At 67.6% G+C, this 11,853-nt stretch carries 14 protein-coding genes; 4 read left to right on the top strand and 10 right to left on the bottom strand.

The genetic code is table 11. The features are described 5' to 3' along the window. Positions 1–21: 21 nt before the first annotated feature. Positions 22–558 carry a DUF3558 domain-containing protein gene (locus AC5Y42_RS07725; RefSeq protein WP_499897557.1) on the top strand — a complete coding sequence of 179 codons (537 nt, stop codon included), beginning with the start codon at positions 22–24 and terminating at the stop codon, positions 556–558. A gap of 36 nt (positions 559–594) precedes the next feature. Next, positions 595–1,620, top strand: a complete 1,026-nt coding sequence (locus AC5Y42_RS07720) for an alpha/beta fold hydrolase (protein WP_499897057.1) — start codon at positions 595–597, stop codon at positions 1,618–1,620. Here AC5Y42_RS07720 and AC5Y42_RS07715 read toward each other — a convergent pair. Then, positions 1,579–2,139, bottom strand: a complete 561-nt coding sequence (locus AC5Y42_RS07715) for a DUF1802 family protein (RefSeq protein WP_499897055.1) — start codon at positions 2,137–2,139, stop codon at positions 1,579–1,581. The two genes, AC5Y42_RS07720 and AC5Y42_RS07715, sit on opposite strands and share 42 nt — an antisense overlap. Beyond that, positions 2,136–2,402 (bottom strand): DUF2277 domain-containing protein, encoded by a 267-nt coding sequence (locus AC5Y42_RS07710; protein WP_499897053.1) that lies wholly within the window; start codon positions 2,400–2,402, stop codon positions 2,136–2,138. The genes AC5Y42_RS07715 and AC5Y42_RS07710 overlap by 4 nt, the downstream gene beginning before the upstream one ends. 42 nt (positions 2,403–2,444) lie before the next feature. On the opposite strand from AC5Y42_RS07710, the gene AC5Y42_RS07705 reads away from it, so the two are divergent. Beyond that, the gene (locus tag AC5Y42_RS07705; protein ID WP_499897051.1) at positions 2,445–3,197 is read left to right on the top strand and encodes an enoyl-CoA hydratase; all 753 of its coding nucleotides are present in this window, start codon (positions 2,445–2,447) and stop codon (positions 3,195–3,197) included. 7 nt (positions 3,198–3,204) lie between these two features. Further along, on the top strand, positions 3,205–3,633 hold the full coding sequence (locus AC5Y42_RS07700) for a hypothetical protein (RefSeq protein ID WP_499897049.1): 429 nt from the start codon (positions 3,205–3,207) through the stop codon (positions 3,631–3,633). A 13-nt stretch (positions 3,634–3,646) separates the two neighbouring features. On the opposite strand, the gene AC5Y42_RS07695 is transcribed toward AC5Y42_RS07700, so the two are convergent. From AC5Y42_RS07695 to rimP, 8 genes are all read right to left on the bottom strand, one after another. After that, positions 3,647–4,207 carry a sugar O-acetyltransferase gene (locus AC5Y42_RS07695; RefSeq protein ID WP_499897047.1) on the bottom strand — a complete coding sequence of 187 codons (561 nt, stop codon included), beginning with the start codon at positions 4,205–4,207 and terminating at the stop codon, positions 3,647–3,649. Between the two features lie 55 nt (positions 4,208–4,262). After that, positions 4,263–5,561: an MATE family efflux transporter gene (locus AC5Y42_RS07690; RefSeq protein WP_499897045.1), complete on the bottom strand. Its 1,299-nt coding sequence runs from the start codon at positions 5,559–5,561 to the stop codon at positions 4,263–4,265. A 79-nt stretch (positions 5,562–5,640) separates the two neighbouring features. Continuing rightward, positions 5,641–6,642 (bottom strand): DHH family phosphoesterase, encoded by a 1,002-nt coding sequence (locus tag AC5Y42_RS07685; protein ID WP_499897044.1) that lies wholly within the window; start codon positions 6,640–6,642, stop codon positions 5,641–5,643. Beyond that, the gene (rbfA, locus tag AC5Y42_RS07680) at positions 6,617–7,096 is read right to left on the bottom strand and encodes a 30S ribosome-binding factor RbfA (RefSeq protein ID WP_499897042.1); all 480 of its coding nucleotides are present in this window, start codon (positions 7,094–7,096) and stop codon (positions 6,617–6,619) included. The genes AC5Y42_RS07685 and rbfA overlap by 26 nt, the downstream gene beginning before the upstream one ends. Beyond that, positions 7,096–9,783 carry a translation initiation factor IF-2 gene (gene infB / locus AC5Y42_RS07675; protein ID WP_499897041.1) on the bottom strand — a complete coding sequence of 896 codons (2,688 nt, stop codon included), beginning with the start codon at positions 9,781–9,783 and terminating at the stop codon, positions 7,096–7,098. Before infB ends, rbfA begins: the two co-directional genes overlap by 1 nt. Positions 9,784–9,848: 65 nt before the next feature. Then, complete coding sequence (locus AC5Y42_RS07670; protein WP_499897555.1) at positions 9,849–10,103, bottom strand: YlxR family protein; 255 nt, start codon at positions 10,101–10,103, stop codon at positions 9,849–9,851. 165 nt (positions 10,104–10,268) lie between these two features. After that, entirely contained in the window at positions 10,269–11,312 is a 1,044-nt protein-coding gene (nusA, locus tag AC5Y42_RS07665) for a transcription termination factor NusA (protein WP_499897040.1), read from the bottom strand. After that, entirely contained in the window at positions 11,309–11,851 is a 543-nt protein-coding gene (rimP, locus tag AC5Y42_RS07660) for a ribosome maturation factor RimP (protein WP_499897038.1), read from the bottom strand. Before rimP ends, nusA begins: the two co-directional genes overlap by 4 nt. Between the last annotated feature and the right edge of the window lie 2 nt (positions 11,852–11,853).

Here is an 11,853-nt window from a genome sequence, read left to right as displayed (position 1 = left end):
GCCGCGCTGGGTGCGTTGGTGATGGCCGTCGTCGTGGTTTGGCAGAGTGCACCCCCGCCGGGCGCCGCTAACGAAACGGTGCAGCTGCGCTCCACCGGAATGCCGATGTCGCCGGCCAGCACGATGAAAAGCCCGATCATCGCGACCACTGATCCGAGCCCCTTCGACCCGTGCAATGACGTTCCGTTCGATGTCGTCCAGCGGCTCGGCCTGTCGTTCACCCCGCCGGAGCCCCAAGAGGGGCTGCGCTGTCAATACGACGCCGGAAACTACCAGCTGGCCGTCGAACCGATCATCTGGCGCAACTATGACCAGACGCTGCCGGCCGACGCACTCGAGACCACCGTCAACGGCCACCGTGTTGCGCAGTACTGGATCTTGAAGCCGACCTATCACAACAGCTACTGGTACGTCTCCTGCATGGTGGCGTTCAAGACCAGTTACGGGCTGATCCAGCAGGCGCTGTTCTACTCGACGGTCTATTCCGAACCCGACGTGGACTGCCCGTCCACCAACCTGCAACGGGCCAACGAGCTTTCTCCCTACTACGTCTTCTAACGCCGCCGCGGCAGGTGTGCCTCTCCGGATCAGCCGATGAGTATCTTCGATGACTGGCACAGCGGCGGCACCGAAATCCGTTGGCGGTCGTCGACGGCCGCCAACAGCGGAGCCGACGTCACGGTCTTCACCCGCCGCTGCGGCACGCCGGGGGCCCCGGCGCTGGTGTGTGTTCACGGGTTTCCGACGTCCAGCATCGACTACTACGCCTTGACGCGGGAACTGGGCGCCGAGTTCGAGATCTTCCTGCTGGACTTCCCGGGTTACGGAATCTCCGACAAGCCGCCCGCGCCGCACGTGTATTCGCTCTACGACGATGCCCGTTTGCTGATCCATGCGATCGCGGACGTCTGGGGACTGAAGCGCTACGCGATGCTCACCCATGACCGGGGCACCAGCGTCGGCATGATTGCGCTGGAGATGATCGCCGCCGCGCAGCAGCCGATCCCACCCGCCGAAGTAATCTTGACCAACGCCAACATCTATCTGCCCCTGGCCAATCTCACCGCATTCCAAAAGGCGCTGCTCGACCCCGCGACCGCGCGCGACACAGCGCGCGCCACAACGCCGGAGATGCTGGCCGCCGGCATGGGTGCGACGACGTTCATGCCGCGACGAACTCTCGAGGATCCCGAAATCAGCGCGTTGGCGCAATGTTTCGCGTACAACGACGGTATCGCCGTGCTCCCGGACACGATTCAATACCTGCATGAGCGCGCCGCCGACGAAACCAATTGGCTGACGGCACTTTCCCGCAGCGACGTCAACACCAGTCTGGTCTGGGGCTGTCATGACAATGTGGCCCCGCTGCGAGTGGCGAACTTCGTCTGGCAGAGATTTCTCAAAGACAAGCCCGGACGTAACCGCTACTGGATCGTGCCGACCGCAGACCACTACGTCCAGTGCGATGCGGCACCGCAGCTGGCCGACATCATCCGGAACACCGTAGGCGGTGCGGACATGCCCCTGCAGACCTTGGGTAATCGACCCGACGGCGCAGTGCTGGTCGACCAGACGTCGTCATCCGACGGCGTCGCGCACCCGGGCGGCGACCAGGCGTAGCGCGGTCTCGTCGTACACCGGTTCAGCCAATGCCGGGGTCACCGGAACATGCACCCAACTGGTGCAGCCCGCGAACTCCGGAGTGCGGGCCAGTTGGAGCGGCTTCGCCAACGGGAGAGCCTGCACGACCAGTACCGTCAGGCGATGCCGGGGCCGGAAGTCCAGCCGATCCGCCCGCACTGACTCGGCGGTCCAGATATGCAGATCCTCGATCGCATCGAGTTGGTCGGGCCGGTTGACCGGCAGCGCCGCAACAACTTTCGCCGCCGCCCGAACGATTACAAGGTCGTCGGTACTGTCCGCGGTCGCGGGCGCGAGCAGATCTTGGTGTTCAGGGCGGACCCGCGGTGTGTGACTGTGCGCGACCGTCGGGAACAAGACGAACTCGCTGGCCGCGACGTCGAAGCGCTTTTCGTGAATCCCGCCCTTGCGCAACAACACTTGCTGCCGGCCGTCCAGCAGCGCGTGCACGACCGCGCTCCACTCCTTGAGCGCCGGCATCGTTGCGGTTTGGGTCATCGCGCCGCCAGCCGGGCAACCACTTCGGGTCGGCGCAGCGGCGGGACGCTTTTGGGAGGCTGGCGCCGCGCCGGCAGCGCGTCGAGCAGTTGCGCCGTCGCGGTGGCGACCTGTGCGACCGCCGCCTCGAATGCCTCGATGTTGGCGGGCGACGGCCGCGCGATGCCGCTGATTTTGCGGACGTATTGGCGCGCCGCGGCTTCGACCTCGACGGCCGTGGCCGGCGGTTCGAGGCCGCGCAGTTCGGTGATGTTCCGGCACATACCCCTCACGATAGGTGCGCCGGCACTGGTTACGGTGATGCGATGACCGAAGTCTTGCTGATCGACACCGCCGAGCGGATCCGCGTCCTGACTTTGAACCGTCCCGAATCCCGCAATGCGCTGTCGACGGCGCTGCGGGACCGATTCTTCACTGCGCTGGCCCAGGCCGAGGCCGACGACGCCGTCGACGTCGTGATCGTCACCGGGGCCGACCCGGTGTTCTGCGCGGGGCTGGACCTCAAAGAGCTGGGCGGACAGTCGGCGTTGCCGGATATTTCGCCGCGCTGGCCGGCGATGAGCAAGCCGGTGATCGGCGCCATCAATGGCGCGGCCGTGACCGGCGGGCTGGAGTTGGCGCTGTATTGCGACATTCTGATCGCGTCAGAACATGCCCGGTTCGCCGATACCCACGCCCGGGTCGGTCTGCTGCCCACCTGGGGGTTGAGCGTGCGGCTACCGCAGAAGGTGGGTGTCGGCCTGGCCCGGCGGATGAGCCTGACCGGTGACTACCTGTCCGCATCCGACGCGCTGCGAGTCGGGCTGGTCACCGAGGTGGTTGCCCACGACGAGCTGCTCACCGCTGCCCGGCAGGTAGCGGCCTCGATCGCGGGCAACAACCAGAACGCGGTGCGGGCCTTGCTGGCGTCCTACCACCGCATCGACGAGTCGCAGACTGCCACCGGGTTATGGCTGGAAGCGAGCGCGGCCAAACAGTGGATGAGCACCGCGACCGGCGACGACATCGCCGGCAACCGGGAGGCGGTGCTGCAGCGGGGCCGTGCGCAGGTGCGCTGAGCAGAACATGACGCCCGACCCGTACAGCGGAAACGTCCCCGGTTATGGGTGGCCGCCGCCTGGTGGGCCACCCGTCGTTCGACGGCGATCGGCCGCGGACACCATCGCGACCGTCGTGCTGTTCACGGCGCTGCTGATGGCAAGCGTGTTCTCGGTGGCGGTGTCCCTGGTGCCGTCGTTGTGGATGATGATGCCGATCTGCAGTGACAACTGCGACAGCCCCGACATTGCACGTCTCGACCATCGGGTGATGGGTGGCGTCACGGTGATCTGGACGGGAGTCGCCGTCGCCGTTCTGCTGGCCGGGATCGGCGCGACCGTTGCCGGTGTGCGCCGTTGGGTGATGTGGATCTGGCCGGCGAGCGCCCTGGCGATAGTTGTCGTCTGCTTTGCCGTAGCCGGCTTCATGTGGCTGGACGCACTACCCAGCGGGTGATGGCGGCGCTGAGTTAGGAGATTTGTCGGATCACTCTGCACGGGTTGCCGGCGGCGAACACGTTCGCCGGCACGTCCTTGATGACGACGCTGCCGGCTCCGATGACCGAGTTGTCGCCGATGGTTACTCCGGGGCAGACGATAACGCCGGTAGCAATCCACACGTTGTTGCCGATCACCACGGGTGACGCCGACTCCCAGCCTTGCCGTCGTACATCGTGGTCCTCGACGGGATGCAGCGCCGTGACAAGCTGCGTGCGTGGACCGATCGAAACGTCGTCGCCGATGGTGATCGGTGCGCAATCCAGCATGATCGCGTCGTAGTTGATGAAACTGTTCGCCCCGATGCTTATCTGTGTCCCGTAGTCGCACTGGAATCGCGGCAGTATCGTCGCCCCTTCGCCCAGCGAAGCGAATAACTCTGTCAGCAGCTGTTGCCGTCGCTCGTCGTCGTCGGCTTGCGTCGCGTTGAACGCATCGAGCAGGCGCTGACATGCTCTGCGGCTCGCGACGAGTTCGGGGTCGTTGGCGTAGTAGAGCGCGCCGCTGAGCATTCGCTCGCGCTGACTGGTCACGCCCACCGATCCTACGGCGCGGCGGATGCCGGTTTGCCGCCCAACGGGTTTCGGCTCAACTGCCCGTCACGGCCCAGCGACCCGACAACGCGCGCCAGCCCACGAAGAGCAGCCGCAGCGCCATGAACATGGTCAGTCCCGACCAAATTCCGGCCAGCCCCCAACCGAACATCAGCGATAGCCAGACCAACGGCAGGAAACCGACCAGCGCACTGAGCACCGTCGCGGTACGCATGAAGGCGGCGTCGCCAGCACCCAACAACACCCCGTCGAGCGCGAAAACGATTCCGGCGACAGGTAATTGGGCAACTAAAAACCACCATGGCACAGCGATCGCGCCCAGCACCGAATGGTCGTCGGTGAACAGTTGAGGCAGCACGGCCGCCCCGGCCGCGAACGCCACGGCCAGAGCTCCGGCAGCGACCGTCGAAAACACCGTGACCCGCAAGGCCACCGATTTGGCATGTTCGACGCGGTTGGCCCCGAGCGCCGCGCCCACCAGTGCCTGCGCCGCGATCGCCAGCGAATCAAGGACAAGCGCCAGAAACGTCCACAACTGCAGCACCACCTGGTGGGCACCCAGCGCTGCGGCGCCGAACCGCGCCGCCACCGCGGCGGCCGACACGAAACAGGCCTGAAAAGCCAGCGTGCGCACCATCAAATCGCGGCCCATCACGAGCTGCGCTCGCAGTACGGCGCGGTCGAGCCCCAGCGGCACCCGTTGGGCCAGCAGCGCGCGGCCGAACAGCACTGCGGCCAGCCACTGGCCCACCAGGTTGGCCAGCGCCGAACCGGCCAGCCCCATTCGCGGCAGTCCCAGCCAGCCGTACACCAGCAATGGGCACAGCAGCGCCGACAGCCCGAAACCGGCGACCACGTAGCCCAGCGGCCGCACGGTGTCCTGGACCCCGCGCAGCCACCCGTTGCCTGCCAACGAGATGAGGATCGCCGGGGCGCCCAGAATGGCGATCCGCAGCCATGGCAGTGCGGCATCGGCGATGTCGCCGCCGGATGCGATCACCGAGACCAGCGGCACCGCTGCGGCCTGCACGACCACGACGATCAGCGCGCCCAGACCCAGCGCCAGCCAGGTCGCCTGCACGCCCTCGGCCACCGCCGAGGGGCGGTCGCCGGCACCGAAATAGCGGGCCGAACGTGCTGTCGTGCCATAGGACAGAAACGTCAGGTCGGAACCGACGAGAGCGAGGATCAGTCCACCGATGGCCAGTCCGGCCAGGCTCAGCGCACCCAGCCGGCCGACGATCGCGGTGTCGAACAACAAGTAGAGCGGCTCGGCCGCAAGCACACCGAGCGCCGGTAGCGCCAAGCCGGCGATTTGTCGCGAACCGGTCATGGCCACTTCCCTCGCGAGCGTGCGCAGAATGCCGTGTTCTCTCGCCGTTGCGCGTACAAGTGCGCACCCTCGCGCAGTACTAGGCGAAGGCGGCGACCAGCGCGGCCACCACATCGTCGATCGTGCCGGTGGTCGAGTACCCCGCGGCCAGCTTGTGCCCGCCACCGCCGAACGTCGACGCGACAACAGCCAAATCCACCGCCTTTTTGGCTCGCATCGACACCGACCACTGCTGCGGCTCAACCTCTTTGAAGACCGCCGCCACCTCGGCCTGCGACGTGGTGCGCACGATGTCGACGATGCTTTCGACTTCCTCCGCGCGTGCGCCGACCCACTCCTGATGCCCGACCGCCGCATACACCAGCCCGCTGCCCCCGACGGCGTCGGGCAGCAGCTGGGCGGAACCCAGCACCTTGGACAGCATCGTCAGCCAGCTGAACGGATGGGTGTCCATCAGCGCTCGACTGATCGCGGCGTTGTCCACACCGAGCTCAATGAGCCGTGCCGCCAACCGGTGCGCCCGGGCGCCGGCCCAGCGGAACGACCCGGTGTCGGTCGTCAGCCCCGCATAAAGGCAGTGCGCAACCTCGATGTCGATCGGCTTGGACCACGCGTCGAGCAACTCGGCGACCAGCATCGTGGTGGAATCCGCCATCGAGTCAACGAAATTCGCGGTGCCGAACAGTTGATTGGATGCATGGTGGTCGATTACCAGCAGCTCCCGGTCCGCGCCGGCCATATCGCGCAGGCCACCGAGCCGGTTGATGCTCGGAATATCCACGGTCACGACGAGGTCGACGTCACGGCGCATCTCCTCGGGACTGACCAGCAGCCGACCCCCGGGCAGTGACTGCAGCGACTGCGGCAGCACTGCCGGCGCGGCGAAACCGACCTGCACCGCTTTGCCGGATTGGTCCAGCACGATCCCCAGCGCCAAACCGGCGCCGATGGTGTCGGCGTCGGGATAGACGTGGCAGACCACGCCGATCGTGGCGGCAGCGGACAGCAACTCAGCGGCTGCGGCGGCGTCGACGCGCCGGCCGGCGACGGCCGCCTCAGTCGTCGCGTTGGTCGTCGTCATCGGCGTCTCCCGCGTCTGAGTCCCCGCCCCTTACCCGATACGGATCGGCCTCCCCAGCCGGCTCGGCACCCGAGCGAACCCGCGCCAGGTCCGCGTCGGCGGCGCGGGCACGGGCGAGCAACTCCTCCATCCGGTGCGCCGCGTCAGGCACGGTGTCGCGGCTGAACGTCAGCGTAGGCGTGAACCGCACGCCGGTACCGGCGCCCACCTTGGTTCGCAACACACCCTTGGCGCTTTCCAGCGCCGCGGCGGCACCGCCGTAGTCCGGCTCGTCCTCCAGGGTGCGCCCCATCACCGTGTAGAACAGGGTCGCGTCATGCAGATCGGCGGTCACCTTGGCGTCGGTGATGGTCACCCCGGCCAACCGCGGATCTTTGATTTCGTACTCGATCGCCGAGGCGACGATCGTCGAGATCCGCTTGGCCAATCGTCGCGCACGGGCCGGATCGGCCATCAGGCGCGGGCCTTCTCAACCAACTCGTAGGTCTCGATGACGTCGCCTTCCTTGATGTCGTTGTAGCTCAGCGTCAGACCACATTCGTAGCCGTCGCGCACCTCGGTCACGTCGTCCTTCTCGCGGCGCAGCGACTGCACGGTCGCGGTCTCGGCGACCACGATGTTGTCCCGCAGCAGCCGGGCCTTGGCATTGCGGCGCACCACGCCGGAGGTGACCAGACAGCCGGCGATCAGGCCGACCTTCGAGCTGCGGAACAGCGCCCGGATCTCCGCGCGGCCCAATTCCACCTCTTCGTAGACCGGCTTGAGCATGCCCTTCAGCGCGCTCTCGATCTCGTCGATGGCCTGGTAGATCACCGAGTAGTAGCGGATGTCCACGCCTTCGCGGTTGGCCAGTTCGGTGGCCTTGCCCTCGGCTCGCACATTGAACCCGATGATGACCGCGTCCGAGGCCGACGCCAGGTTGACGTTGGTTTCGGTGATACCACCGACACCGCGGTCGATGACCCGCAGCGCCACCTCGTCGTCGATCTGGATGCCCAGCAGCGCCTCTTCCAACGCTTCGACCGTACCGGCGTTGTCGCCCTTGAGGATCAGGTTGAGCTGGCTGGTTTCCTTCAGCGCCGAGTCCAGGTCCTCCAGGCTGATCCGTTTGCGGCTGCGCGCGGCCATGGCGTTGCGCTTGCGCGCGTTGCGCCGGTCGGCGATCTGGCGGGCGATCCGGTCCTCGTCGACGACCAGCAGGTTGTCACCGGCGCCGGGTACCGACGTGAAGCCGATGACCTGCACCGGCCGCGACGGTAGCGCCTCCTCGACGTCGTCGCCGTGTTCGTCGACCATGCGGCGGACCCGCCCGTAGGCGTCGCCGGCGACGATCGAGTCGCCGACCCGCAGCGTGCCGCGCTGCACCAGCACGGTGGCCACCGGACCGCGGCCGCGGTCCAGGTGCGCCTCGATCGCCACGCCCTGGGCCTCCATATCGGGGTTGGCCCGCAGGTCCAGCGCTGCGTCGGCGGTCAGCAGCACCGCCTCTTCCAGCGCCTCGATGTTGGTGCCCTGCTTGGCCGAGATGTCGACGAACATCGTGTCGCCACCGAAATCCTCTGCCACCAAACCGTATTCGGTGAGCTGCCCGCGGATCTTGGCCGGGTCGGCGCCCTCCTTGTCGATCTTGTTGACCGCCACCACGATCGGCACGTCAGCGGCCTGGGCGTGGTTGATGGCCTCCACGGTCTGCGGCATCACGCCGTCGTCGGCGGCCACCACCAGAATCGCGATGTCGGTGGCCTTGGCACCGCGGGCACGCATGGCGGTGAACGCCTCGTGACCGGGGGTGTCGATGAAGGTGATCAGCCGCTCGTTGCCGTCGAGGTCCACCGAGACCTGGTAGGCGCCGATGTGCTGGGTGATGCCGCCCGCCTCGGCTTCGCGGACGTTAGCCTGACGGATGGTGTCGAGCAGTCGGGTCTTCCCGTGGTCGACGTGGCCCATCACGGTGACCACCGGCGGGCGCACCTGCAGGTCTTCCTCGGTGCCCTCGTCCTCGCCGTAGGAAAGGTCGAAGGACTCCAGCAGCTCGCGGTCCTCGTCCTCGGGGGATACCACCTGCACGACGTAGTTCATCTCGCTGCCGAGCAACTCGAGCGTCTCATCACCGACCGACTGGGTGGCGGTCACCATCTCGCCGAGGTTGAACAGCGCCTGGACCAGCGCGGCCGGGTTGGCGTCGATCTTCTCGGCGAAGTCGCTCAGCGACGCGCCGCGGGCCAGCCGGATCGTCTCGCCGTTGCCGTGCGGCAGCCGCACACCACCGACCACCGGCGCCTGCATGTTTTCGTATTCGGCGCGTTTGGCCCGCTTGGACTTGCGGCCGCGCCGAGGCGCGCCGCCGGGCCGGCCGAACGCGCCGGCCGCGCCACCGCGCTGACCGGGTCGACCGCCGCCGCCGCCGGGACGGCCACGGTAGCCGCCACCGGGCGGGGCACCGACACCGCCGCCGCCGCCGCCTCGATAGTTGCCGCCACCGCCGCCGGGGCGGCCGCCGGCGGGCGCGCCTGGCCGACCGCCGGGGCCGGGTCGCGGCGCGCCGGGACGCGGTGGGCGCCCTTGAGCTCCACCCGGCCGAGGCGGCATGCTGCCGGGCGATGCGCCCGGGCGGGGTGCGCCGGGCCGGGGCCCGCCGGGACGAGGTGCCTGCGGACGAGGAATGGGCCGGTCGACGGGCTGGGCCGACGAGAACGGGTTGTTGCCGACGCGCGGGGTACGCGCGGCCGGCTTCGGGGCCGGGCTCGGGCGCGGGCCAGGCGTGGGGCCGGGCCGCGTCGGAGGCGGGGCAGCTTGCGGTTGGCCGGCGGCCGGAGCCTGGGCTGCCGGCGGGGCCGCGGGCGCGGGCGGCTCGGCGGCCGCCGGTGCGGACGGTTTGTGGCCGTCGACTTTCTCAGCGGCGGTGTCGGCCTTCGCGGGGGCCTTTGCCGCCGCGCCGTTGCCGGCCGCTTTCGCTGCGGTCTTGTCTGGCGCGGCTTTGCCGCCGCCAAACGACTCCCGTAGCCGGCGCGCAACCGGCGCTTCCACCGTCGACGATGCCGATTTGACGAATTCGCCCTGTTCGCTCAGCCGGGCGAGAACTTCCTTGCTGGTAACACCGAGTTCCTTGGCTAACTCGTGTACGCGGGCCTTGCCTGCCACTACATCTCCTGTCCATGAGGCGACAGCGGTGGTAGGCCGCGCCTCGGGTTAGCTATGACGCATGGTCATCGGGACTTCACGGTGTGCTCATGTTCTTCGCTACCTGTTCTGTTGCCGGGTGAGCCGAGCGCATTGACATGCTCGACCACCGCGGAGGTGTCCGGTGAACCGGCGATGCGCAGCGCTCGACTGAAAGCTCGCCGCCGAATCGCTTGGTTCGCGCACTGCGGTACGGGATGCAGCCACGCACCCCGCCCCGGCAGGTTACCCGCTGCATCAACGATCACGGCGTAATTGCCGTTCCCGGTCGACGCAGCCACCACGCGAAGCAGTTCGACAGCCAACTCTCGCTTTCGGCAACCGACACACGTCCGCACCGGTCCGTCGATGCGTCGATGTGCCGAGGCCGAAGTCTCGCGCTGGATCACGGCTTAGTTTACCTTCACCGGACCGGTGAGAACCGCGCGGGCTGGCCGCCTTGCCGGTTAGCGGCCGTGCGCCATCCCGTGGCCGGCGGCATGGTCGGGTTGGTCCGCCGCCGACCCCGGCGAATCGCCGCGAATGTCGATACGCCAGCCGGTGAGCCGGGCGGCCAACCGCGCGTTCTGTCCCTCCTTGCCGATCGCCAGCGACAACTGGAAATCGGGCACCACGACTCGAGCGGCGCGGGCCGTCTGGTCGATCACCGTGACCGAAACCACCTTCGCCGGCGAAAGCGCGTTGGCGACGAAACGGGACGGGTCTTCGTCGTAGTCGATGATGTCGATTTTTTCGCCGGACAGCTCGCTCATGACGTTGCGAACCCGTTGACCCATGGGGCCGATGCAGGCGCCTTTGGCGTTGAGGCCGGGAACCCGGGATGCGACCGCGATCTTCGAGCGGTGACCGGCTTCCCGGGCGACCGCGATGATCTCCACGGAGCCATCGGCGATCTCGGGTACTTCCAGCGAGAACAGTTTGCGCACCAGGTTGGGATGAGTGCGCGACAGCGTGATCAGCGGTTCGCGAGCGCCGCGGGTCACGCCCACGACGTAGCAGCGCAATCGGTCGCCGTGCTCGTAGGTCTCCCCCGGCACCTGTTCGGCCGCGGGGATCACGCCCTCCGACCCCTTGGTTTCACTGCCCATTCGGACCACGACCAGACCGCGGGCGTTGGCCCGGCTGTCGCGCTGGATCACCCCACCGACGATCTCGCCTTCCCGGGTGGAGAACTCACCGTAATTGCGCTCGTTCTCTGCGTCGCGCAGCCGCTGCAGGATCACCTGCCGGGCGGTGGTCGCCGCGATCCGGCCGAAACCCTCTGGGGTGTCGTCCCATTCGGACAACACGTTGCCGTCTTCGTCGACCTCGCGGGCGAGCACCCGGACAACACCGGTTTTGCGGTCGATGTCGATATGCGCCTCTTGCTGATGTCCTTCGGTGTGCCGGTAGGCGGTAAGCAGCGCGGATTTGATGGTCTCGACCACCACATCCACCGAAATGCCCTTGTCCGCTTCGATCGCATGCAGCGCGGCCATGTCGATGTTCATTTGCGCCGCTCCTCCGTTTCCCCGCCCCGACCGAGCGCCGCCAGCTCCAACTCACGTTTACTTGGCGACGAAAACTCCACTTGCACAACGGCTTTAACGATTTCGTCGAGCGGGATCACTCGAACGGTCCAGTCGCGCCGGCGGTCATCGCGGACAACCAGTGTCACCGCGTCCCCGGAGGTTTCACCGACCCGTCCGATCAACTGCGATCCGTCGGAGAGTGCGAGTTCGACCTTGCGCCCGCGGGCGCGACGGAAATGCTTCGCGCCGGTCAACGGCCGGTCCACCCCGGGCGAGCTGACTTCCAGCACATAGTGGCCGTGAATGCCTTCCACAGCGTCCAGCAACGCCGAGGCGCCGCGAGACAACGCGGCGATAGTGTCCAGATCGAGCGCGGTGTCACCGTCGGCGATCACCGAGATCCGCGGCGGCCGCGCCCGGGTGTCGATCACCACGTCTTCGATCTCGAAGCCTGCGCGCGCGAACTCACCATCGAGCAGCTCGATCACCTGCGTGTGCGACGGTAGCCCGGTGGTCACGG

It is taken from the genome of Mycobacterium sp. NGS48 (assembly GCF_059812585.1).
This window is presented reverse-complemented; position numbering and strand designations above follow the sequence as displayed.